At 62.7% G+C, this 24,484-nt stretch carries 18 protein-coding genes; 5 read left to right on the top strand and 13 right to left on the bottom strand.

Annotated elements, in window-relative coordinates; translation table 11 throughout:
- Nucleotides 1-40: 40 nt before the first annotated feature.
- The 7 genes from E8E78_RS02805 to E8E78_RS02835 form a co-directional block, all read right to left on the bottom strand.
- Entirely contained in the window at nt 41-2,284 is a 2,244-nt protein-coding gene (locus E8E78_RS02805; RefSeq protein ID WP_280313948.1) for a TonB-dependent siderophore receptor, read from the bottom strand.
- A gap of 117 nt (nt 2,285-2,401) precedes the next feature.
- The gene (locus E8E78_RS02810) at nt 2,402-3,391 is read right to left on the bottom strand and encodes a siderophore ABC transporter substrate-binding protein (protein ID WP_049274803.1); all 990 of its coding nucleotides are present in this window, start codon (nt 3,389-3,391) and stop codon (nt 2,402-2,404) included.
- Entirely contained in the window at nt 3,388-4,164 is a 777-nt protein-coding gene (locus tag E8E78_RS02815) for an ATP-binding cassette domain-containing protein (protein WP_280313946.1), read from the bottom strand. Before E8E78_RS02815 ends, E8E78_RS02810 begins: the two co-directional genes overlap by 4 nt.
- Nucleotides 4,161-5,102: an iron chelate uptake ABC transporter family permease subunit gene (locus E8E78_RS02820; protein ID WP_061202420.1), complete on the bottom strand. Its 942-nt coding sequence runs from the start codon at nt 5,100-5,102 to the stop codon at nt 4,161-4,163. Before E8E78_RS02820 ends, E8E78_RS02815 begins: the two co-directional genes overlap by 4 nt.
- A complete protein-coding gene (locus tag E8E78_RS02825; RefSeq protein ID WP_059395031.1) occupies nt 5,099-6,040 on the bottom strand; it encodes an iron chelate uptake ABC transporter family permease subunit in 942 nt (313 codons plus the stop codon). The genes E8E78_RS02820 and E8E78_RS02825 overlap by 4 nt, the downstream gene beginning before the upstream one ends.
- The gene (locus tag E8E78_RS02830) at nt 6,040-7,797 is read right to left on the bottom strand and encodes an ABC transporter ATP-binding protein (protein WP_280313944.1); all 1,758 of its coding nucleotides are present in this window, start codon (nt 7,795-7,797) and stop codon (nt 6,040-6,042) included. Before E8E78_RS02830 ends, E8E78_RS02825 begins: the two co-directional genes overlap by 1 nt.
- Complete coding sequence (locus E8E78_RS02835) at nt 7,791-9,584, bottom strand: ABC transporter ATP-binding protein (protein WP_049274810.1); 1,794 nt, start codon at nt 9,582-9,584, stop codon at nt 7,791-7,793. The genes E8E78_RS02830 and E8E78_RS02835 overlap by 7 nt, the downstream gene beginning before the upstream one ends.
- 109 nt (nt 9,585-9,693) lie before the next feature.
- On the opposite strand from E8E78_RS02835, the gene E8E78_RS02840 reads away from it, so the two are divergent.
- Nucleotides 9,694-10,305 carry a TetR/AcrR family transcriptional regulator gene (locus tag E8E78_RS02840; protein ID WP_280313942.1) on the top strand — a complete coding sequence of 204 codons (612 nt, stop codon included), beginning with the start codon at nt 9,694-9,696 and terminating at the stop codon, nt 10,303-10,305.
- Nucleotides 10,306-10,513: 208 nt separating this feature from the next.
- Nucleotides 10,514-13,408 (top strand): HD domain-containing phosphohydrolase, encoded by a 2,895-nt coding sequence (locus E8E78_RS02845; protein ID WP_049274812.1) that lies wholly within the window; start codon nt 10,514-10,516, stop codon nt 13,406-13,408.
- Nucleotides 13,409-13,476: 68 nt separating this feature from the next.
- Here the strand turns inward: E8E78_RS02845 and E8E78_RS02850 are convergent, their stop codons facing one another.
- Nucleotides 13,477-15,189, bottom strand: coding sequence for an FAD-dependent oxidoreductase (locus E8E78_RS02850; RefSeq protein ID WP_280313940.1), 1,713 nt, complete (start codon nt 15,187-15,189; stop codon nt 13,477-13,479).
- Between the two features lie 194 nt (nt 15,190-15,383).
- On the opposite strand from E8E78_RS02850, the gene E8E78_RS02855 reads away from it, so the two are divergent.
- From E8E78_RS02855 to E8E78_RS02865, 3 genes are all read left to right on the top strand, one after another.
- The gene (locus E8E78_RS02855) at nt 15,384-16,160 is read left to right on the top strand and encodes an IclR family transcriptional regulator (RefSeq protein WP_016500307.1); all 777 of its coding nucleotides are present in this window, start codon (nt 15,384-15,386) and stop codon (nt 16,158-16,160) included.
- A 140-nt stretch (nt 16,161-16,300) separates the two neighbouring features.
- Nucleotides 16,301-17,353: a Gfo/Idh/MocA family oxidoreductase gene (locus E8E78_RS02860; RefSeq protein WP_016500306.1), complete on the top strand. Its 1,053-nt coding sequence runs from the start codon at nt 16,301-16,303 to the stop codon at nt 17,351-17,353.
- 31 nt (nt 17,354-17,384) lie between these two features.
- Nucleotides 17,385-18,200 carry a sugar phosphate isomerase/epimerase gene (locus E8E78_RS02865; protein ID WP_049276880.1) on the top strand — a complete coding sequence of 272 codons (816 nt, stop codon included), beginning with the start codon at nt 17,385-17,387 and terminating at the stop codon, nt 18,198-18,200.
- Nucleotides 18,201-18,447: 247 nt separating this feature from the next.
- Here E8E78_RS02865 and E8E78_RS02870 read toward each other — a convergent pair whose 3' ends face one another.
- The 5 genes from E8E78_RS02870 to E8E78_RS02890 form a co-directional block, all read right to left on the bottom strand.
- Complete coding sequence (locus E8E78_RS02870; protein WP_049276878.1) at nt 18,448-19,773, bottom strand: MFS transporter; 1,326 nt, start codon at nt 19,771-19,773, stop codon at nt 18,448-18,450.
- A gap of 271 nt (nt 19,774-20,044) precedes the next feature.
- Nucleotides 20,045-20,458, bottom strand: coding sequence for a histone-like nucleoid-structuring protein, MvaT/MvaU family (locus tag E8E78_RS02875; protein WP_049276876.1), 414 nt, complete (start codon nt 20,456-20,458; stop codon nt 20,045-20,047).
- 335 nt (nt 20,459-20,793) lie between these two features.
- A complete protein-coding gene (locus E8E78_RS02880; protein ID WP_049276874.1) occupies nt 20,794-21,051 on the bottom strand; it encodes a PAAR domain-containing protein in 258 nt (85 codons plus the stop codon).
- The gene (locus tag E8E78_RS02885; protein ID WP_114942461.1) at nt 21,048-21,938 is read right to left on the bottom strand and encodes a hypothetical protein; all 891 of its coding nucleotides are present in this window, start codon (nt 21,936-21,938) and stop codon (nt 21,048-21,050) included. The genes E8E78_RS02880 and E8E78_RS02885 overlap by 4 nt, the downstream gene beginning before the upstream one ends.
- Before the next feature lie 2 nt (nt 21,939-21,940).
- Nucleotides 21,941-24,484 (bottom strand): T6SS effector BTH_I2691 family protein (locus E8E78_RS02890; protein ID WP_280337089.1); only part of this gene is annotated, 2,544 nt, incomplete at its 5' end.

The raw sequence follows: 24,484 nt of genomic DNA on the forward strand, positions 1-24,484 counted from the left end.
ACCCGCGAAGAGGCCCCCACATGCACCGCACAATTGTCGGTTAGAAGTCCACGCTAGCCGAAAGCTGATAGGTCCGCGGCGCCCCCAACCCCAGGGTCTGGGTCAGTGGCACACCCCAGTAGTCCTTGTCCCCCAGGTTGGCGATGTTCGCTCGCAAGGTGACCGGCTTGTTGGCGACCAGGGTCACAAAGCGGGCGCCAACGTCGAAGATCGTGTAACCCGGAATCGACAGGCTGTTCTCGGCATTGATGTATTGCTTGGACTGTGAGGTCACGTTGCCGGTCAGGGTCAGCCCATCCAGGCCGGGGATGTCCCACTCCATGCCCAGCTTGCCCTGCACCTTGGGGTAGGCCGTGGCGGTTTTGCCATCGTTGGAACCGCCTGCGGTCTTGGTCAGCTTGGGGTCGACATAAGCCACGCCCCCCATCAGGCGTACGTCGGGCCGAGGGGCACCGAAGAAGCTCCATTCCACGCCCCGGTTACGCTGCTCGCCACCGAACGAAAAGATGTTGGTGACCGGGTCGGTGTAGCTGCCCGGGCGCTTGATTTCATACAGCGCCAAGGTGTGGCTGAACGTGCCCAGGTCGAGCTTGAGGCCGATTTCCTTCTGTTTTGATTTGTACGGCGCGAACACGTCGCCATAGTTGGCAGCGGTGATCGGAGCGGCCGCGCCTTTGCTCAGGCCTTCGATGTAGTTGGCGTACAGCGACAGCTCATCGGTCAGCTTGAACAGGATGGCCCCGGCGGGGGTGGTGGCATGGGTGTCATAGCCTGGTTTGTTGCGGGCACCGGTATTGGTGTTGTAAGTGTCGGTGACCACTTCCTGGCGACGTACGCCGAGGGTCAGTTGCACGCGGTCGTCCAGCACCGACAGGGTGTCGGCGATGCCATAACTTTTCAGGTCGTTCTCCGTGTGGGCGATCAGCGGCCAGGCCTCCGATACCTTCGGGCCCCAGACCGGGTTGTAGATATTGGTCGTCCAGTTCGAGCCGGCGGCGCGGCGGCCGAAGTCCTTTTGCGTGTCGCTGTACTGGGTGGCGTTGACCGACCATTGGTGGTTGATGCCGAAGGTGTCGAAATGGCCACGCAGCCCGACCTCGGCAGAGGTCTTGTGGATCTCCATCTGCAACTGGCCCATCGCGGTGGTGAAATTACCCGCGCTGTTGTTCACCGTGGCTGTGAGTGCGCCGCTGTAGCGATAGTCCGTCTTGCTGGTGCCTACCGCGCCATAGGCCAGCAACTGGTCGTTCAGTTCGTACTCACCGCGCAGGATGACGCCCTTGTCCTTGGTTTCCACATAAGCCCAGTCGGGGTTGAGCAGTGTGTCGTTTTTTGGCGGTTTGGGCACTGGTACGCCAGCGGCCAGGCCCATGCCGCGGTTCTGGCCGCTGATGTGGTCGTCGGAATCGAACAGGTCGAGCGACAGCTTGCCACGTTCGCCACGCCAGTCCAGGGCCAGAGAAGACAGCACGTTGCGCTGGCGTTGATCGTCGATGGCAGTGTCGCCGTCGCGGTACATGCCGTTGAATCGCACGCCAAACTGGTTGCCCTCACCGAAGCGCCGGCCAACGTCGACATGGCCGCCAAGCTGGGCATCGGAAGCGTAGGTGGCGGTCAGCCGGGTCAGCGGCGTGTCGCCAGCGCGCTTTGGAATCAGGTTGACGACACCGCCCACCGAGCCGCCGGGCGGCATGCCGTTAAGCAGCGCTGACGGGCCTTTGAGTACTTCGATGCGTTCGTACATTTGGGGTGAGGCGCGGTAGTAGGGGGCCATGCCGAAGAGGCCATCGACAGTCATGTCACTGACGCTGGTCTGGAAGCCGCGGATCGAGTAGTTCTCGCTGTAGGTGCCGGTCAGGCCGTTGCTGAACACCGACGGGTCGGTGGCGGCGATGACGTCGGTGATGTCCCGGGCTTGCAGATCATGAATGTAGGTGTCGGTGTAGCTGACGGTGCTGAACGGCGTTTCCATGAAGTCTTTGTTGCCCAGCAGGCCTACGCGCCCGCCGGTTGCCACCTGGCCGCCGGCATACACCGGTGGCAATGGATCGACAGCGCTGGCCTGGGCGTCGATCAGGGTGGCAGGCAATTCCGGGGCGGCGGGTTTTTCTTCAGCGGCCTCGTGGGGGCGGGGGTTGGCTGCGTCGGCGTGTGCGGCGGTTGGCACCAGTGTGCAGCTACCAAGGGCCAGGCCAATGAATACGGCATGTGCCAGCGGGGTTCGCGGCAGCGCAGGCAATGCCAGGGTAGGGGACGAGAGTGTGTGCAAGGTACGGATGGACACGCGATGGCTCCAGAGGGACAGATGGCGGGTTGTGTTTTTGCATTTAAAAAGCTAAGACGTAAGGCAAATGAGAATCACGCGCTAACGCAGTGACAGGTATTTGCATAAAGGCAGTGCCTAGTCCTGATAGCCCCTGATCACGTCAGCCGCGATCAAGGCCAGTGAGGTCGGGCTGGCGGCCGTGACGTACCAGGCCTGCGGGTCGACGAACACCACGCGGCCGTGCTTCCACGCGTTGGTCTGGCGCAGCAGCGGATTGCCCAGCGTTTCAGCCGTCATCAGCGGGCGGTGCTCCATGACGGCGGTGCGATCAACCACATAGAGGATGTCGGGGTTGGCCTGCTGGATGAACTCACTGGAAATCGGCTGGCCATGCAGGCCGGTATCCAGGGTAGTGGTGGCCGGCTTGACGCCCAGGTCGTTGAAGATGAAACCGTAGCGCGACTGCACGCCGAAGGCGCTGAAGGCGCCGTTGTTGTGCAGCACCACCAAGGCCCGCTCCGGGCGGTCGCGGGTGACGTTGCGCACCTGGGCCAGCCTGGCCTCCAGTGCGTCAGCCTTGCGCTGGGCCAAGCCTTGCTTGCCGAACACCTGCCCAAGGCTGAGCAAGTGCTGTGTGACCATGGCGACATGCCCGGTTTCGCTGTCGCGATAGTTCACATCGAAGTGCAGAGTCGGCGCCATTTCGCTCAGTTCGTCATAGTGGTTGGCCTGCAGCGAGGTGATCAGGATCAGGTCAGGCCGCGCCGCATGCACACGCTCCAGGTTGGGCTGCACGATTGACCCGACATCTGCCGTTTGCCCGGCATCCTTGTAGCGTGCAAGAAAGTCCGGCACGAAGTCCTTCGGCATGCCCGCCACGGGCACGCCCAACTGGTCGAGGAAGTCCACTTCGTTCATGTCCAGTGCCACCGTGCGCTGTGGCAGTTGACTGATCAACGTGGCGCCCAGCTTGTGCTGCACGGTTACCGGCGTGTAGTCGCCATGACGCGTGGTGTTCGCCGGTGCCGCTGTGGCTGCCGTGGGCTCATTGCAGCCGTGCAGGGCGAGGGTGACGCCTAGCAGTAGCGCCAATGGCCAGCCGCTGGCGGGGTGGTTGCGGTTCATTGCTGTTCTCCGGGTGGGTTGAAGTAGTTGCACAGGCGACCGCGCGCGCTGTGGGTGATGTCGAAATCCACCCCGTATAGCGCGTGCAGCTGTTGCTCGGTCACAACCTGCTCGACGCTGCCGCTGCAATGCACACGGCCACCCTGCATGGCGACGATGCAGTCGGAGTAGGCGGCGGCGAAGTTGATGTCGTGCACCACCAAAATCACCGTGCGGCCGAACTCGTCGCACAGCCGGCGCAGGGCGCGCATGATCTGCACGGCGTGGCGCATGTCGAGGTTGTTCAACGGCTCGTCCAGCAGCAGATAGTCGGTCTGTTGGGCGATGGTCATGGCCAGAAAGGCCATTTGCCGCTGGCCGCCGCTGAGTTCATCGAGGTAAGCCTGGCGCAGCGGCTCCAAGGACAGAAAGGCAATGGCCTGGTCGATGGCCCGACGGTCTGCAGCGGTGAGCGCACCACGGCTGTAGGGGAAGCGGCCGAACGCGACCAGTTCGTCGACGGTCAGGCGCAGGTTGAAGTCGACCGACTGGCGCAGGGTGGCCACGCGCCGGGCGTAGTCGTCGATAGCGATGCTGTCGATGCTTTGCCCGTCCAGGCATATGTCACCGCTGGCAGGCGCCAGCAGCCGGGCCAGCATCATCAGCAAGGTGGACTTGCCGGCGCCATTGGGGCCGATCAGCGAGGTCAACTGCCCGCGCGGGAAGCTGGCGCTTACCCCGCTCAACACCGCCTTGCTGCCATAGGTTTTGTGCAGATCGTGGACAGTAATCATGCGGCTCCCCGGTTGCGCACCATCAGGACGAGGAAGTAGGTGCCACACACCAGGTTCACGAGGATGCCGACGGTGGTCCTGTAGTTGAAGACATGCTCGACCAGCAACTGGGCGGCAATGAACACGGTAATGGCCACGGCGCTGCCGAGGGCCAGAGTGACCCGGTGGCGGAAGGTACCGGCCATCGCATAGGTGATATTGGCGACGAACACGCCCATGAATGCCGTGGGCCCCAACAGGCTGGTCGACACCGCGACCAGCGCGGCGATCAGCGCCAGCACCAGGCGCACGTTGCGCCGGTAGTCCACGCCCAGCGAAATGGCCTGGTCTCGCCCGAGTGCCAGCACGTCCAGCACCGGTACGGCCCGGGCCAGCAGCACACACACGCTTGCCACCAGCAGGGCCGAATACAGCAGCAACTGCGGCGAAGCCCGGTTGAACGAAGCCTGGGTGTAGCCCAGTAGCATCGAGAACTCGCCGGGGCTGACTTTCAACTGGACGAACTGGGTGAACGTGGCCATGACCATGGTCAGCACCAGGCCGACCAGCAGCAGGAAGTACACGTTGTTTTTGCCGTCACGAAACAGCCAGCGGTGCAGGGCCCAGGAGTAGCCGAGCATCAGTAGCACCGAGAGCAGGAAATTGCCGTCACTGCCGAGCATGATCAGCCCCTGCACGCCCATGCCCAGCACCAGCAGCGCCTGTAGCAGCAGGTAAACGGCCTCATAACCCATGATCGCCGGGGTGAGGATGCGATTGCCGGAAAGGGTCTGGAAGGCGATGGCGGAGCAGGCCACGCACACGCCACCGATCACCATGGCCGCCAGGCGCACAAGGCGCTTGGGGATGAGGTAGGCGAAATCCGCCCCGGCGTTGACGAACACGAACAGCGTGGCCAGGGCGACCACGGCCAGCCACATGCAGTGTTGGCCTTTCATCTCTGCCTCCAGATGATCAGCCCGAGGAAGATCAGCCCACCCAGGCCGCCTGCAGTCAGGCCGATGGGCACTTCGAACGGGTAGATCAGCAACCGCCCGAGCAGGTCGCAGACCAGCAGCAAGGCCGCACCGCCCAGCGCCACCAGTGGCAGGGTGCGGCGCAGGTTGTCGCCATGGCGCAGGGCGATCAGGTTGGGCACCACCAGGCCGACGAAGGGGATGGCGCCGACGATGATCACGCTGGCCGACACCGTCACTGCTACCAGCAGCAGGCCCAACGTCACGTTGGCGGTGTAGTTCAGGCCCAGGCTGGTGGCCATGCCTTCGCCCATGCCCAGCACGGTGAAGCGCTGTGCGTACAGGTAGGTGAGCAACACGATCGGTACAATCAGGTAGAGGATTTCGTAGCGGCCCTGCACCACCTTGGAAAAATCACCCAGCAACCAGCCTTGCATGCTTTGCAGCAGGTTGAAGCGGTAGGCGTAGAACTCGGCCAGCGCACTCAGCACGCCGCCGTACATCAGGCCGATGACCGGCACCAGCACCGCGTTGCGGGCGCGTATGCGTCGAATGATGGCGACGAACAGCAGGCTGGCGGCAAAGCACACGGCCAGTGCGAACAGCATGCGCAGCACTGCCCCGGCCGCGGGCGCCAGGCCCAGCGACAGCAGTATGCCCAGGCGCGCGGCATCGAGCCCGCCGGTGGTGCCGGGCTCGACGAAACGGTTGCGCACGATCTGCTGCAGTATCACACCGCATACCGCCAGCCCGACACCCACCAGTATCAATGCGGCCAGCCGTGGCAGGCGGCTTGCGGTCAGGGTCAGCCAGGCGTCGCCTTGCAGGGTAAGCAGCTGAGACCAGGCCAGCTCACGAACGCCGACTGCCAGTGAGGCCGCGCACAACACCAGGAACAGGATGAGGCATGCAACACGCATCAGTCGTGTTCCACCCTCGGTGCCCCGATGCGCCAGCCGTTGGCGGCGTGGCGCTGTTCGAGCATGCGTGCATAGTGCCCACCATTGGCGCGCAGTGTGGCCGGTGTGCCTTGCTCGACAACCTGCCCGGCGTCCAGCACCACGATATGGTCGGCCATGGCCACGGTGCTGAGCTGGTGTGCGATGACCACCAAGGTGCAACGCCCATGCAGGCTGTGCAGCGTATGGGCAATCACGGCCTGGTTCTCGGCATCAAGGGCGGCGGTGGCTTCGTCCACCAGCAGTACTGGTGCTTGCCTGATCAGCGCACGGGCAATGCTCACACGCTGGCGTTCGCCACCGGAAAGCCGCGCACCCCCTTCGCCCACGAGCGTATCGAGGCCCTCGCGCAGCCGTTCGAGGGTGTGTGCCAAGCCGGCCATGTGCGCCGCTTGCCGTACCTCGGCGTCGCTGGCATCGGGTTTGCCGATACGGATGTTGTCGGCGATGCTGCCCTGGAACAGCCAGGTGTCCTGCAGTACTTGGCTGACCGTGTCGGTCAGGCTGGTGCGGGCCATTTGCCGCACGTCGACACCGCCAATGTGCACACTGCCTTCGGTGGCATCGAAGAACCGTGCAATCAGGCGCATCAGTGATGTCTTGCCTGAGCCCGAGGCGCCGATGACGGCGGTCATGCTGCCTGCCGGGATGTGCAGGTTCACGTTTTGCAGCACGTCGGGCCCGGTGGGGTTGTAGCGCAAGCTCACCCCTTGCAGGTTGATTGCGCCGCCCACCGGCCGCTGGGGCGAGGCGGGTTCTGGCAATGGCTTGGCTGCCAGGATCCGTTCGATTTCCTGCAGCTGGCCATGGGCCCCGCGCAGGATCTCGACATGGCTGGCCACGTCCTGCAGCGGATCGATGAAGCGGCACACCAGCACCAGTGCCACGATCACCGCCACTGCGTCCTGCGCCCGGCCACCCGCCTGATCGCCGAACCACAGGCCGGCGGTCACCAACAGCGCGGCAAATGTAGCCTGCACGGCCCAACTGTTGAACAGTGCTGACAGCGAAGCACGAATGATCAGGCCCATGCCGCTGCTGCGCTGACGCTCCAGGCTTTGCGCCAGCAACCGTGTGCCACCACCCTCCCCACTGAAGGCCCGCAGCACCGACTGTTCCTGGGCGAACTCCACCATACGCTGGCTGGCGGCGGCGAAGTACTGGTGAAAGGCCTGATCGGCGCGGTGCCCCAGGCGTGCGCTGAACAGCAGCACCGCGGCCAGCGCCGGCAGCGCTAGCAGGGCGACAAGCCCCAGCGGTGGGTGCAGGGTGAACAGCGCTACCAACAGCACCAGCGGCGTGACGCTGCCACTGATCAAGGGCGTGAGCACATGGGCCGGCAGTTGGGCCACGGCCATCATGCCCTGGGTAATCACATGCCCGAGCCGTGCGGTGTTGTCGGGGGTGAACCAACCCAGTGGCAGCTGTGCCACCTGGGCGCCAATGTGCTGGCGGCCGCCTTGCAGCACCGCTACCGCCAAACTTATGCCGGCCTGTTCCACCTGGCGTCGCCAGGCCCAGCACAGCGTCATGCCGGCGGCGAGAACGGCCAACCAGGCACTGGCAGCGCGTATTTCGCTGTTAAGCAGGTGCAGCATGAGCGGCGCCAGGGTACTGATGGTCAGGCCACTGAATACCCCGTACAGCACGGTCATCAGCAGGTAACGGCGCCATGCCGGTGCGCTTTCGCCCAGCAGTCGAACGAAGGTTTTCAGCATGCTGGCAGCGCCTTTTTCACGGTGTTCTGATAACCACCCTGCGCCCACAGCCGTGCATAAAGGCCTTGGCGGGTGAGCAATTCGCTGTGGCGCCCTTGTTCACACAGGGCGCCTTGGTCCAGCACCAGGATCTGGTCGGCATGCATCACCGTGTCCAGCCTGTGGGCGATGATCAGTAGGGTGCGACCCCGGGCGAAACGCGACAGGGCATCCTGGATCGCCGCCTCGCTCTCGGCGTCGGCGGCTGCGGTGGCCTCGTCCAGTACCAGCACGGGCGGGTCGAGCAGCACGGCGCGGGCAATGCTCAGGCGCTGCTGTTCGCCCCCGGACAATTGCGCGTCTTCGCCCACCACCGAGTCATAGCCACGCGGCAGTTGCAGGATGCGTGTGTGAATGTTGGCCAGGCGCGCAGCCGCTTCGACTTGCTCGCGGGTTGCAGTCGGTTTACCCAGGGCGATGTTGTCGGCCACGCTTGCGTGGATCAGCCGCACCTCCTGCAGCACGAAACCTATGCGCCGGTACAGTTCGCGGCTCTCGATCTGCCGCAGGTCGATGCCGCCCAGGGTGATGCGCCCGGCATCGGGGTCGAAGAACCGCAGCAGCAGGCGCGCCAGGGTCGACTTGCCGGCGCCAGAGGGGCCGACGATGGCGGTGGTGGTGCCGGGGGCCAAGGTGAAGCTGACGTCATCGAGCACGTTGTTGCCGGGGGCGTAGGCATGGCTCAGTTGCTCCACGCGTATGTCGCTGCCGTTGGGCAGGGCGCCAGCGGCAGGGGCCGGCAGCACCGGGGTGTCCAGCAGGGCCTGCACCCGTTGGGCCGCCGCCACGGCGTTATTGAGGTCGTGGGTTATGTAATGCAACAGCTGCAGCGGCGCGCACAACCCGGGTGTGACCAGGGCAAAAGGCAGTATCTTTAGCGGCTCGATCCAGCCCAACGCCACGAACAGCATGCCTGCCAGCAGCACCACCCCCAGTACCGTCACCGGGGCGATCAAGGCATTGGCCCGTGCCATCGCCGCAACCAGTGGGCGGGTGAAACCGGTGAAGGTGTTGGCAAAGGCATCGACCGCTGCACCGTAGCGGTCCTGCACGTTGCCGCGCCCTCCGAATGCTTTGACCAGCGGCATGCCATTGACGAACTCGACCACCGCGTTGTCGATGCGCCCCATGCCCGCAACCACATCACCCATATGCGCTGCGCTGGCCTTGATGGCACGGTGCAGAAACAGGAAGAACGCCGGGAAGGGCAGCAGGACGACCACGGCAAGGCGCCAGTCCATGGCGAACAGGTAGGCCACTGAAATCAGCACGGCGCCCACGGCGCGGCCCAGCGTGGTGAAAAAGTGCGCGGTAAGGCTGTGCAGTGTGCCGATGTCGTCCTGCATGGCCCGTTTCACTTCGCTTGATGCCCGCTCGCTGAACCAGCCGAGCGGCACTTGCATCAGGCGCTGGCCGATCGCCACACGCAGGTGATGGGTGATGTGGTTGTCGGCTTGGTGCGCCAGCATTTCGGCTGCGGTGATCAGGGCCATGCCAGTGAACAAGCTGGCGATGCTGGCTGCGATGGCCCGGCCAATGGCGCCCGATGTGGCGGTTTCGCTCAACGCCAGATGTGCGATGTGCGCAATGCCTGCCAGCGGTACCAAAGCCAGCATCGAACCCGCAGCAGCCAGCACCGCCGACAGCGCCAGCCGCCCGCGAATGGGGGAAAGCACACGGCCGAGCGGGCTGCGGGCGTTGTTTATTGAAGGGGCGGCATCGTCAAGGGGCGTTGATGAATCGGACATGAAGCGGGCCTGGAAAGCTGCAAATAAATTAGTTGCATGACTATAAACTAATTTGCGAAAACCCGACAAGACAGCTACAAGACTGTCTTCACAATGCCTGGAGGACCCGATGCAACCACCACAACGCACCCCCGGACGCGGTCGCCCTCGCACCATCACCCGTGAACGGATTGCCGATGTGAGCGTCGCCATCGGCTTGCCCAACCTCACGTTCGTTGGCGTGGCCGCTGCGTTGGGGGTAAGCCACATGGCGCTGTACAAGCATGTGCCGAACATCGAAGCACTTAAGTGCCTGGTGGCCGAGGAGATCTTTCAGCGCTGGCAAATCCCTGGGGCAGACGGGGATTGTGTAGAAGGGTTGCAGGCCTACCTGACGCGCTTTGCCATGTCGGTACAGGCATTCGTCAAGGCCCACCCGGGTCTGACGCCCTATGTGATCCGCAGGCTGGCAGCGACAGAAGCGATGATCGACAAGATCAACGACCACCAGGCGCACATCGCCCAGGCCTACGGCCTGAGCCTGGAACAGGCGCGCTGGTTGTTGTCGACGGTGGCGTTCCATTGCTTTGCCGTGGCCGATACGGTGTACACGGTGTCGGGGCGCGAGCCGCTGCTGGAAGCCGACCGGGCTGGCGAAGAATCGGAGATGGAAGTGGAGTTGCTTGAGGGCATGCAGGCGCTGATTGTCGGGGCGTTGGTCATGCTGGAACAGCGGGTTTGAAGCCTATGTAACGGCTGTGCGGCTTTTACTGGCCCAGGTTAATTTTTTTTTGCCATCCCGGCAGAAAGCCCACGTGCGCTCTACACTGCTGCCAAGATGGACCAGGGCTACTTGCCACCATTCGGCCCGTCACGCTGCCTGCGAATGGCCCTGGCCTGCATGATCGTTCTGGCTGCTCCTTCAAACTGCCACACATGGAGTACCTGGAATGGGCTGCGTGTCGAATGGCCGTGTTGCCGGTAAAGCCGGGCGTGGGATCTCGCTGCAATGGCTGGTAGCGCTGGCCGTCGTGCTGGGCATACTGTTGCTCGGCGCCGCCCTGGCCTGGCAGGGTTATTACGGCATTCGCCAGACCCTGGTAGCCGCCGCCGGCGATGCCGCCCAGCAAGTTGGCAAGACCATCGACGAACGCGCCCGGCGGCTGATCGACCCGGCACAAAGCAGTATCCGCCTGCTGGCCCACAACCCCGCTGCACATACCCAGGCACAGCGCTTCGAACGGCTGCCACAGCTGGTCGAGACGCTGGATGCCAACCGCATGCTCAGTGCTGCCTACATCGGTTACACCAATGGTGATTTCCTGCTGGTGCGCCGGCTGCGGGACCCACAGCTGCTGCAGCGCTTTGCCGCGCCGGCGGGCACGGCGTTTCTGGTGCAGAGTGTCAGCCGGGGTGAAGGCGGGGTGGTACAGGGCGAGTGGCGCTACTACGACAGGGCGTTGAACCTGTTGCAGGCTCAGGCCAAACCCGAATACCGCTACGACCCACGCACGCGCCCGTGGTTCGCCGAAGCCAGCGCACAGCGCGGTACCGCGCTAACGCCGCCCTATGTGTTCTTCACCACCCGCGAGATCGGCCTGACCATGGCGCAGCGCAGTGTTGACGGTGGTGCAGTGATCGGCATGGATGTTTCGGTCACCGACCTGGCCAGCGAAACCCAGGGGCTGCGCATCACCCCCGGCACAGAGATTGCGGTGGTCGACGACCAAGGCAGCGTCGTGGCCTACCCGAACCTGCAGCGGGTAATCGTGCATGAAGGGCAGGGCCTGCGCCTGTCGCGTGTCGGCGAACTGGGCGTTGCAAGCCTGCAACACCTTTACGCTGACCAGCAGCAAGGCACCCGGGCACAGCCCTATCAGGTGCAGGGCCAGACCTGGTATGGCATGCGCATCCCGCTGACCAACCTGGCCGGGCAGGACCTGCAGGTGCTGATTGCCGTGCCGGCCCATGAGTTGTTGGCCGGTGCGCGCAAGGTGCTGTTCGAACAGTTGCTCTGGACCGCTGCGCTGATGGCCGTGCTGCTGGTGCTCGGCGGGGTACTTGGGCGGCGCATCGGTCGCCCGTTGAAGGTGCTGGCCGAGCAGGTGCAAGGCTTGGCCGGCTTCGACTTCAGCCGCGAAGTGGGGGTGAAGTCGCGGGTGACCGAAGTACGCGAACTGAGCCATGTACTGAGCCGCATGTCTGGCACCATCCGCAGCTTTCAGGCCATTACCCTCGCGCTCAGTCGCGAGCGCGACCTCGAGCACATGCTCGATGGCGTACTCACCCACTTGGTGCAGGCCGCCGGGGCCGATGCTGGTGTGGTGTACCTGTTTGACGCCGAGCACGCGCTGCTGCGCCTGGCCGCCTCCTGCCGCGGTGAGCAATACCCGGCCGAGCTGGCCGTGGATGAAGCTGCCCGGCCCACGCTGCCCGCTGCCGTGAACCAAGCCCTCGGCCTGCACGAGCGCAGCCTGGCTGTGGTGCTGAAAGACCGTAGCCAGGCGCTGTTGGGCATCCTGGTGCTGCAACTGGACGACGACCAGCTGGGCCAGCCGTTCCGGCAGTTTGCCGAAGAGCTGTCGGGTGTGGTGGCTGTGGCCATCGAGACGCGCCAGCTGGTCGAAGCCCAGCAACGCCTGATGGATGCCATGATCAAGCTGCTGGCCGACGCCATCGACGCCAAAAGCCCTTATACCGGCGGCCATTGCGAGCGGGTGCCGCAGCTGGCGCAGATGCTGCTGGACCAGGTAGTAGCTGCCGACACCGGCCCCTATGCCAGCTTCAACATGACCGAAGCCGAGCGCTATGAATTTCGCGTGGCGGCCTGGCTGCACGATTGTGGCAAGGTCACCAGCCCCGAGTATGTGGTGGACAAGGCGACAAAGCTGGAAACCCTGCACAACCGCATTCACGAGGTGCGCATGCGCTTTGAAGTGCTGTGGCGCGATGCCGAGCTCGCGTACTGGCAGGGCCTGGCCAGCGGTGCCGATCAGCGGGCGCTGCAAGCCAGCCTGGTACAAAGCCAGGATCGGCTGCAGAATGACTTCGCCTTCGTCGCCCAGGCCAACATCGGCGGCGAGTTCATGCAGGACGCCGACATCGAGCGTTTGCAGCAGATTGGCCAGCGCCGCTGGCAGCGCCACTTCGACAACCGCCTGGGCATTTCCCGCGACGAGGCGGAGCGTTTTGCAGGTTTACCGCAACCTGCACTCCCGGTAGACGAATCCCTGCTGGCCGACCGGCCGGAGCACCGCGTGCCCTGGGGTGAACGCAAACCACCGGTGGCCAAGGGCGACCCGCGCAACCACTGGGGGTTCGACATGCGCCTGCCAGCCCATGCCAGCGACCATGGCGAGCTGTACAACCTGTCGATTCGACGCGGCACGCTGAATGACGAGGAACGCTTCAAGATCAATGAGCACATCGTGCAGACCATCATCATGCTCAGCGCGCTGCCGTTTCCACGCCAGCTGAAAAGGGTACCGGCCATTGCCGGCAACCACCACGAGAAGATGGATGGCAGCGGTTACCCGCGCCGGCTGGGCGAGCACGACCTAGGCATTGCCGAACGGGTGATGGCGATTGCCGACATCTTCGAAGCGCTGACCGCAGCCGACCGGCCGTACAAGCCACCGAAGACGCTGTCCGAATCAGTAAAAATCCTGGTGTTCATGGCCCGTGACAGGCACATCGACGGGCAACTGCTGCACCTGTTCTTGAGCAGCGGGGTGTACCGCCAGTATGCCGAGCGTTTCCTGCGCGCCGAGCAGATCGACGAGGTCGATGTGCCTTACTGGCTGGCGCAGATATCCGCTTCGAGCGCAGCAATGCCTGCCACCTGATGCAAGCTTCGGGCGACAAAACATCAGATAAGGCTGACAGGTTTCCGCCGCAGCAGTTTCAGCGTACCTCACTCGTACCCTTGCACCCCGGCAATGTGCCGCCCGGCCACATAACCAAAGGTCAGCGCCGGGCCCAGGTTGATGCCACCCGACGGGTACCAGCCTCCAAACACGCTGGCCATGTCGGTACCTGCAGCATACAACCCCGGGATCGGCTGCCCGGCCTCGTCCAACACGCGGGCACTGCCATCGGTGCGCAGCCCGGCAAAGGTGCCAAAGCAGCCAGGCTTCACCTTCACCGCATAGAACGGCCCATGCTCAATGGGCGCTACACAAGGGTTGGGCCCTTTGTGCTGCGGGTCGCCCTGTTTGCGGTTAAACGGTGTGGAACCACGGCCGAATGCCGGGTCCTGGCCGTTGCGGGCGTGGCTGTTGAAGTCATCGACCGTGGCGCGTAACCCGGACGGGTCGATGCCACACGCCTGGGCGAGTTGTTCGAGCGTGGCGCCGCGCTTGAGGTAGCCGCTGCGCACATGCGGCCCTACCGGCAGCGGTGCCGGGCGGGCGTAACCCAGGCCATAGCGGCGCAAGAAGCGATGGTCGCAAACCAGCCACGAGCACACTTCCTCGTCCGACGGCACCGCCGCGACCATGGCTGACACATAGTCGTAATAGCCATGCGCTTCGTTGACAAAGCGCTTGCCGTTGGCCAGCACGCCAATGATGCCGGGCTTGCCGCGCTCGATGATGTGCGGGAAGTGGCCGACGCTGCCGTCGCGGTGCGGCACCTGCGAAACCGGTGCCCACGCCACTGGCGATTTGAGGTCGGTGGCAACCACGCCCCCGGCCGACTCGCCCAGGCGCAGGCCGTCACCGGAACAACCCTGCGGCGGCAGGGCCAGGTTGTCGTGGCCGCTGGCATCACGCGGGAAAAGCTGCCGGCGCCGGGCGCTGTCGTTGGGGAAGCCACCTGCCGCGAGTACCACGGCCTTGGCCCGGATCTGCCGGTCGCCCTGCGGTGTGCCCACCAGCACCCCACGTACCTGGCCTTCTTCGACCAGCAGGCGTTTGGCCGGCGCCGACTCCTGCAGGTGCACGCCCAGGTCTTGTGCCGACTTGGCCAGGCGCGCCACCAATGCCACGCCGTTGACCAGGTGCATCGCCCGGCCATGCCGGGCCAGGTGATACAGGTGGCGGCCAAAGCGCTTGCACACGTGCAGCAAGGCCTTGGGCGAGCGGGTCATGTTGAGGAAGGCGGCCAGGTCTGCGCCGGCCATGATCGGCATGCCCATGAATGAGGTTTCGCGCAGGGTCTTGCGCAGGCGCGGCAGCAAGGCGCCCACCTGGCGGGCGTCGTACGGCGCGGCAATTACCTGGTGGCCGCCCTGGGCCGCACCGGGTGTGTCGCCATGCATGTCCGGGATGCCGTTGCCGTCGGCAAACTGCAGCGCTGTGTGTTTTTCGAAGAACGCCACCATGTGCGGGCAGGCTTCGAGGAAGGCATCCACCCGCTCGGCGTTGTAATTCGCCCCCAGTTCATTGCGCAGGTAGGTGCGTGGCTGCTCGATGTCTTCCACAATGCCAGCCCGCTGGGCCAGCGGGTTGCGTGGCACCCATGCCCAGCCGCCCGACCACGCGGTGGCGCCGCCAAACACGGGTTCCTTCTCAAACACGATCACCTTCTGCCCGTGCCAGGCAGCTGTCACGGCCGCAGCCAGCCCGGCGGCGCCAGAGCCTATGACCAGTACATCGTATTCGGTATCGAGAGCAGCAGAAGGCATTGCGGCGTTCCTGTTTTGTTATTAGAACAAGGTTCCATATTTTTATCCGCAGTGGGTCGGCCCGCAATGGCCTGGCAGCCTGGAAGGGCAACTACTGGGCGATAACCGGACATTTCACGGCAGGCTGGCTGCGCGCTCTACCGCTCATATGGAATCATCTTCTAGAATCCGCAAAAAAATCAGGGAACTGTGTCATGGCTGGTAGTCAGATCGAACGCGCCTTCAGTCTTGTAGAGAGCCTTACCGGCGAACCCCAGGGGCTGCCCTTGCAAACCCTGGCCGAGCGCCTGGACATCCCCAAAAGCGCGGCCCACCGCATGCTCACCGAGCTGGTGCGGCTAGGCTACGTGCGGCAGAACCGCGACAACAGCCGCTACCAGCTGTCGGCCAAGCTGGTGGCCCTGGGCTTTCGTTACCTGTCCAGCAACGGTGCCGACATCATCCAGCCGATTCTCGACCGCCTGGCCCAGGACAGCGGCGAACTGGTGCGCCTTGGCGTGATCGACGGTACCCGCCAGACCTGGATCGCCAAGTCCCAGGGCGCCCGCTCCGGGCTGCGCTACGACCCGGACATGGGCCGCGATGCGCCACTGTTCTACACCGCTTCAGGGCATGCCTGGCTGGCCAGCCTGGACGATGAACAGGCGCTGCAGATGGTGTTGCGCCAGGGCATTGCCGACCCTGCGCAGTTCGGCCCCAACGCACCACGTTCCACTGAGGAACTGCTTGCCTACCTGCACCGTGCCCGCGAGCAGGGATATGCCTGGGTGGAGGAAACCTCGGCCATCGGTACCTCGGCCCTGGCGGCGGTGGTGCGTCGCCCGCAAACGGACGAGGTGATTGGCGTATTGAGCATCGCCGGGCCTAGCGCACGGATGGCGCAAAGCCGCCTGGCAGAGCTGGCGCCGCTGTTGCTGGCGGCGGCGCAAGAGCTGTCTGCAGCCAGCCGGGCAAGCGAATTGTTTGCCTGAAGGCGCATTACTGGTCGATTACCGCACAGTCTGTTCTGCCGGTTCTTCTGAAAAGCTGAACTTGGTTCTAAATTGTCGAGTGTTGATTCTGGAATTCAGTTTCAGAATCTGCCAAAAAACAACGACAAGAGGACAGGCTGTTGAATGCACCCCTTCGTATTGCCTTGATTGGCGCCGGCATCATGGGCCGCCAGCACTATCAGCACCTGCGTAACGTGCCGCAAGCCCAATTGTGCGCGGTGGCCGACCCGGGCCCGCAGGCCGAGGCCTTTGCCGCCGAGTGCGGCGTGCCCTGTTTTGCCGACCACCGGCAGATGCTGGAGCGTGTGCGCCCCGAGGCGGTGATCGTTGCCAACCCGAACAACCTGCATGTGGCTACCGCGCTGGATTGCATCGAGGCCGGCGTGCCAGTGCTGGTCGAGAAGCCGGTGGGCGTGCACCTGGATGAAGTTCGTGCATTGGTAGAGGGCTCGCGCAGCCGGGGTGTGCCAGTGCTGGTCGGCCATCACCGGCGGCACAATCCACTGATCGCCAAGGCGCACCAGGTGATTGCCGACGGCAAGCTGGGCCGGCTTATCAATGTCACCGCGCTGTGGCAACTGCAAAAGCCAGACAGCTACTTCGACACCCCATGGCGTCGCGAGCCGGGGGCCGGCTTCTTGCTGACCAACCTGATCCACGACCTCGACCTGCTGCGGCATCTTTGCGGCGAGGTGGTGCAGGTGCAGGCGTTCACCCGCAACGATGTACGCGGTTTTGCCAATGAAGACAGCGCCGCGGTGCTGTTGCAGTTCGCCAACGGCGCATTGGGCAGCCTGACCGGCTCCGACGCGGTGGCCGCGCCGTGGAGCTGGGAGCTGGACTCCGGCGAAAGCCCGATCTACCCGCGCCAGGATGGCCAGCCTTGCTACCTGCTGGCTGGCACCCAAGGGGCGCTGAGTATTCCCCAGCTCAAGCGCTGGCACTACGCCGAGGCGGGGTCTGGCTGGCACACGCCGCTGCTGCAGAGCGAAGAAACCATTCCTGATGGCGAGGCATTGACCCTGCAGTTGCAGCATTTCGTGCGGGTTGCCCGCGGTGAGCAGGCGCCGCTGATCGACGCTGCCGACGGTGGCCGCACGCTGGCGCTGATCGAAGCCATCCGCCAGGCGGCGCAAAGCGGCCGGGCCTGTGCCCCCGAGCAGATTGCCTAAGCCGACCTTGAGTTATTTTTGGTGACGAACGATGACTGATCGAATTTTCTCCCTCGCCGCCCTGACGGTGCTCGAACTGTCCCCGCCGGACATGGTTGAGGCAGCTGCCCGCGCCGGTTACAGCCACGTTGGCCTGCGCCTGGTGCCGGCCACCGAACAGGAGCAGCACTTCCCGCTTGTGGCCGACGCCGACCTGCGCCGGCAAACCCAGGCGCGCCTGCGCGACACCGGTATCAAGGTGCTCGACCTGGAAATACTGCGCCTGAAGCCCGAAACCAGCGTGGCCGATTTCGAACCGATTCTGGCGGTAGGCGCCGAGCTAGGTGGCACAGAGCTGCTGGTGGCCGGCAACGACCCGGATGAAGCCCGTCTGACCGAGCGCTTTGCCGCGTTGTGTGACCTGGCAGCGGGGTATGGCATTTACCCGCATCTGGAGTTCATGCCCTGGACCGATGTGCGCGACCTGAGCCAGGCCATGCGGGTGGTGGCCAACGCCGACCGCAGCAATGGCTGCGTGCTGGTGGATGCCTTCCACTTCAATCGCTCCCGGTCTTCGCTGGACGACCTGGCACAACTGGCGCCGCAGCGCATGCGCTACGCCCAGCTGTGCGACGTCGCCGGCCCGGTACCCGCCGACATGGACGAGATCCTGCGGCAGGCGCGAAACGAGCGGCGCTTCCCTGGTGACGGCGATGCCGACCTGGTCAGCCTGCTGCGCGGCCTGCCGCCCACCGTGCCGCTGAGCCTGGAAATCCCCACACGGCAGCTGCTGGAGCAAGGCATCAGCGGCGAACAGCGCGCGTGCATAGCGCTGGAGAAGGCCATGGCGGTGCTGGCCACCGTCTGATTTCGGAACCACCACGCAGTCTCCCGCTTAACCCCTGTAGGAGCAGCCTTGTGATGCGAAGAGGCCGGTAAGGCTTAAGATTATCTTCGGCTGCAATGGCCTCTTCGCAGCGCAAGGCTGCTCCTACAGGACTTGTGTTTCCCCTTGCAATCAACGCTGCCCCGCCAGAAAACGCGCTTTCACGGTCTGATCATCAGACCAAAAAAAGGGCCCGCAAGGGCCCCGTAGAGGTAAGTGGCTAGCGCCCTCAGGCGCTCTCGACCTTGCGTGGTGCCATGAAGTACATCCACACCAGCGCCAGGAAATACATGGCCGGAATCATCGTGAACAACACGGCATAGTTGTTGTTGGTGGCGGTCAGCACGCTGCCGACGATCTGCGTCATGAACATCCCGCCAATCGCCGCGCACATGCTGCCGAAGCCGAACACCGTGCTCACCAGGTGCTTGGGCGTGTAGTCCATGACCAGGCTCCAGATATTCGCTGTCCACGCCTGATGCGCGCCGACCGCCAGCGAGATGGCGGCCACTGCGACCCACAGGCCACTGGCGTTGGCGGCAAAGACGACGCTGACCATGGTGCAGGCAAAGATCAGCATCGACACCAGCCGTGCGGTGGTGGCCCGCACGCCACGGCCGATCAGCCAGGACGACAGGATGCCGCCGCCGATGCTGCCAAAGTCCGCCGTCAGCCAGATGATGATCAGCGGGATGCCCATCTGGGTCACGTTGATGCCCAGGCTGTATTGCTGGTTCAGAAACGGCGGCAGCCAGTACAGGTAGAACCAGAACACCGGCGCGGTGATCGCATAGGCCACCGCAAACGCCCAGGTGCCACGCAGGCGCAGGATACGGCTGAACGGCACGCGGGTAGGCTCGGGTTCATCGTCCTGCTGGATGTACTGCACCTCGCTCTGGCGCACGCTGGGGTGGTCTTCAGGGTTGTAGTACTTCAACACCCACAACACCACCCACACCAGGCCCAGGCTGCCCATGGCGATGAACGCGGCCTGCCAGCCCCACACGGCGAGGATCAGCGGCAGCAGGGCCGGGGTGACCATGGCGCCGACGTTGGTGCCGGCGTTGAACAGGCCGGTAGCGATGGCCCGTTCACCCGCCGGGAACCACAGCCGCACGGTCTTCACGCAGGCCGGGTAGTTGGCGGCCTCGGTCAGGCCCAGGATGAAACGGCAGACCATGAAGCCGGCCGCCGAAGTGGCCAGGCCATGGGCGCCAGTGGCCAGGCTCCACAGCAGTACGGCGAAGAAGAAGGCGCGTTTTACCCCAACCTTGTCGATCAGCCTGCCCTGCAGCAGAAAGCCGATGGCATAGCCGACCTGAAACCAGAAGTTGATGTTGGCGTAGTCCATCGCCGTCCAGCTCATCTCCTTGGCCAGCACGGGCTGCATGATGCCAAGGGCGGCTCGGTCGATGTAGTTCAGGGTGGTGGCGAAGAACACCAGGGCAAGCATGCCCCAACGGGTCTTGCCGACGCCGAAGGCGCCACGAAGCTTGTCGCCAATCGAACCCTTGTGCATCCGGGGCGCGGCGGGGGTGGTCTTGGTGTGGTTCATAAACTGCTCGTTTCTTGAAATTGTATTCAGCTGCGGTACTACAGGTGCGTGACCAAGTCCCAGGCAGGGGGCACGCAAGGCCGGTGCATGGTGCGCAGTGAAGGCGGCAGCGTCAATTCGAGAGACGGGCTACTGTTCGGTTACCGAACGGTTGCGTTGCCCTGTGGGCGCGGCAGGGATTCACGTCATTAAAGGGTAGAAGGCTTTCACCCTTGTTGCTTGATGGGCGCAGGCCAGGCAGGGAAGGGCAGGCTGTGCTGCACAGCAATGGCTACAGGCCAGGTTTGTGCGTGCATACCGACCATGCCGTTGCCCAGCTTTCGACCTCGGCACGGCCGTACTGCTTTATCCACAACCTTACGGTTTTGTGCAGGGTGCTTTTTGCTTCTACTTCCTCCCCGGTATGAGGGTTTATGTAGTATTTGCTTTGCCGAGCCCTGTAACGTGCGGGCGATACGACCGGGGGCGGTTGTTGATAGACACCGTAACCCTGGGTTGCGATTTCACTCTCGATGATGGCCAGTATGTTCGAGAGATTGAACTGATATTCGGCAAGCAGGTTGTGGAGTTTGCTTTCGAACTCGAATTCGCGGATGAGGCGCGGGTCGATTTTTATGAATGAGAGTTCGGACTTTTTGGTCGCGAGTAGTCGTTCGAGGGCGCGGAACTCGGCGAGGCGGGACATGGTTAATCTCCATCGGCTGATGGGGTTAGTGTTAAGGGTTGCCGAACGGAAATGCAAGCGGCGAAATAATTTGAAGGATTTTTCTTGGTTAACCACCATGGCTTTGTGAATCGTGGAGTTGTTTAGTTTTATGAGCTTTGTGTAAGGATATTCTGACGCCGGAGGAACTATTGGTCTCAGGGAATTACCGTTGGTTAAACTGCCTGTGAGCGCTTGTTGGGTGATTGGGCCGAAAGACGGCCTAATCACGTGACTGACAGGTTTTAGAGTTAGGGGAATGATCTCGTTTGGGTTCTGGCGTTTAACCGGCCTCGGCTCAGTGCCGGTATTTACTTTCAATCAATGAGCCAACCCTGGTCCCCCTCGATCAAAGTCCCTCCGTGGCTGGTGGTGTCTCCCTCTCGTGCTGCTGGTTGGCCCTCGATCATCGTGCAGGCAGCGCCGGTTTCGATGACGGCGCCGCAACTGATGCGGTCGCCCATCCGTGCGACGGCCCTGCCATCCACAAATGTTGCGCTTGCGCCTGTTTGCACGGTGCCTTCGCCATGGAGCGGGCAACTATGACGATGGCCTACAAGTACGATGGGTCTCATTTGCACTTCTTTCTCTTTGGGTGAACAGGGGCTTCTTCGAAGGCTGCAGGGGGCGGTGGCGCTGCTCGGACGTTGAATAGTTTGCAGACGAAGTACCAACAGAGGGCAACGGTCAGGTTGTAGGGGAACAGCAGGGCCCAGAACGGCAGTTGCCAGTTCTTTTTGCCCTGCATTTCACCAGGTTCGCCGGTTCGCCAGGGCGCGTAGTGTTGCCAGGCTTCTGCCGGCGTCAGGCAGATGGCGTGCAGCGGTTTGTGCCACCAGTTGGGTTCGCTGGGCGGGGGGAGTTTGTCCGGGCCGTGGGCCATGAAATGACGGAGGTATTCCCAGACTTCAGCGACGTGTTTGACGCCGGGTTCGGTGGGTTCGTTGCTGTCGACCCAGAGGCAGTCTTTTTGGTGGAGGCTGCCATCCGCTCGGCGAGGGGCGAAGGCGAGGGCGTAGCTGGTGCTGAAGGATGAGCCGCCGTATTCGGTGCGTTTGAATACGCCCCCTCCGGTATTGCTCCACTCGAAGACTAATACTTTGCTCAAGCGTCGGTAGTAGATTTTTTGGGTTGAGCGGTTGAGGCAAAAGTTTGATAAGTTTTTTATAAAATAAATACGATAAATTAGAAATGGAACGAAAGGAAATGGAGAAATTAAGAACAAAAGCATTAATGCAGCGTTTTTATTGTAGAGGTCTAAGGTGATTGGGAGGATTTGAGGGTAAAATCCGATGAGTGATATGACTGTTATTGCGCAGTATAGTTTTCCCATGAATACGGAGTCTGTTACCCATGGGTTTCGCAGGCATAAGATATTTCCGGATGCGTTTGCCAGCTGCCCTCCAATTGCAGGTTTGTGCCCAGAGTCTGACTTTGAATCGAATATCCAGATGGTTGCCATAATTAACGCTTCAGATGAAAGATTGATTGGGTCTCATTGTCTTCGTCCAAACCTTGATTGGCGCTGTAAGATAAATGCAGTGAGACATGACTTTGGTTGGCCAGTGTGTTCTCGAAATGAAGAACCAAACCACCACCTACCATGTGGCCGGTCGGGGCAGCTGGGAATACGTGCATTCCTTGGTCGTCATGTAGGGTGCTCAAACTTCCTGACCATTCGCTTACCCCAAGCACAAAGCCAGGCAGCAGCACGGTGAACTCAACGGTTGGTTGAGGTGTGGGTACTTCGTTATGGGTGATGGCAGTCCAGTTGGGCGGAGACCAGTGATCATTTCGATGCCATTTAGTGTCAACTTTAGGTAGGCCGAGTGACAGGGCCTGTTCGGCCGATAGTAGTTTTGGTCCGTAATGCTCGTTGTGCCAAGCTTTGACTTCAGTTTGTAGCGACCCGAAAGCAGGAAGTTTTTGCTCATAGTCCAAGGTAATGTCTGGGTGCACTTCCCCATCATTGATTCGATTACCGAAGACGCTGCGTGCTGCCCACAACTCAATTGGGCTGTGAAGGTGCTCATGGGCCTTGGCGTGTAGGTAAAGGCCTCCAGCAATGATGGCTACGCCTACTAGAACAAGAGCAGCTGCGGCCCATCCGGCAAAGGGCACAACTGATGTCACGCCGGCAACGGCCAGTCCTGCTTCAAGGGCGACAGCGGAGCCAATAGCCATGGTGAAACCACCAGCCATCGTGTAACTGGCTGCAGTTAGGTTACCGTTGTTATGCTGTCGCAGCGCCTTAGCACTGTCCGCGAAAAAACTAAATGCTATTGCCGGATAACCAGCCAAACGCGCAAACAGATTGCTGCTTAGAAATTTGATAATTCCATTGCCAAAGGCCATGCCTGGTGCGGTCTGACTCAATTTCAGCATTACAGCCTTCTGCGTTGCTCGCACGCTGACCATCGTCGCCGCCGCTGCACCGATCACTCCGAAAATCGATGAAGCAAAGCCCAAGGTGTATTCCGGTGCATCGTTCTTTTGCAGGCTGTTATAGGCCGTCTTCAGCGATAAGATGTTGAACCACAGCATCCCCGCGTTCAAACCACCGCCACCGCCCGAGGTGAGCAACCCGAGAAAGTTGGGCTTCACTCGCGCAGTGGTGGTCAGTTCTATCGATATTGTCCGGCTACCCGAGATGCGCAGTTGTTTCATTTCCTCAACCTGCGCCATACCGCTCTTCAAATACTTCTGTGCCTCCTGGCTAAATGGATTTTCCGTGATGGCCTGTTCGGTGATTCGATAGCGCGCTGCCAACAACCCCAACGCCTTCTCGGCATTCGCCTCCCGTGCCGCCAACAGCACCTGCTGACGCAGGCCATGACTGGCATCCCACCGTGTCTGGCCATGCAGGCGCTTGAGCACTACGGTATTGACCGCCTGGGCGGTAAGGTCGGTGATGTCGGCCATGGCCGGGAAGCGACCCGCCAATCCTTCGATTACGTTGTCGCTGGCGCCGAACAAAGAGCCGGTCGAATCCGCCTTGTCCTTGAACGGGTTGAACGGCGCCAAGGCGGTGTACAGCGGGCTGTCGTGCTGGTCCAGCCATTGCTCCAGGCGTTTGAAGCGTCGGTCATGCTCTTCGGTGCCGGGTGTCGGCTGGCCCATCGGGTGAATCAGCAAAGCCAGCGAGATTTCCAGACCGCGGGCGGAGGTGCGTTCGTCGCGGTCGTAACACGCCAGCGCGGCTGCCAGGCTGTAGGGGTTGTCGATATGTTGCGATTCGGCAGTGGCCAGCCAGGCGTCATGATCATTGCTGGCTTGCAAGGCCAGGTTGCGCAGGGCTGCAATACGCCGTTCCAGTTCATCGCGCTCGGCGAGGAAATGCCGGTATTTGGCGCTATCGATGCGCCGCGCCAGGCGCGCGCCGTGGGGGGAGTAATCCTGATGGGTGAGGGCCTGGAAATGTGACTCGGCCGCAGACAGCGCAGGGCCACGCCGCTCCGTGCCAAGCCTGAAGGCGGCCAGTTCAGGTGAAGGCGCATCGGCCGGGTACATGCTTTCCAGCGTCTTGTTCAGCAGCATGCCCACCAGGTTGCGATGGTGGAAATCGCGGCTTTGCACGCTCAGTTGCTCGGCATCCAGGCGGTAGCACGCCGGCACGCGTTCCTGCTCGGGAGGTTGCGCGGGTTTTGTGTGTGCCAGTTGCTCGGCGGGCATCAGGTCGCGCATTTGATGTTGGTAGGCCGAGACCGACAGGCTCAGGTCCAGGGCCATGCCTTCGGCGTCGGCGAGTGCTACCACCACCGGTACCTTCGGTTGGGTCCAGGGGTAGTGACGCGCCACGGCGACCAGGTTGCCGATAGGCAAGGTTTCGGTGACCGGGTCGCTGCTCCAGGTCAGCGGCATGCGCCGTTCGGTTGGCTTGAAGTCTTCGACCCAGGTTTGCAGGGCACTGACCGGCAACACATGGGGCTGGGTGGACGGCGCCTGATTGCCGGCGATCAGTTCGGCCATGTCCAGCTGGCGCATGTGCCGTTTGCGCAGGGCTGATGA

This window comes from Pseudomonas sp. BN505 (assembly GCF_029873175.1).
Lineage (GTDB): Bacteria > Pseudomonadota > Gammaproteobacteria > Pseudomonadales > Pseudomonadaceae > Aquipseudomonas > Aquipseudomonas putida.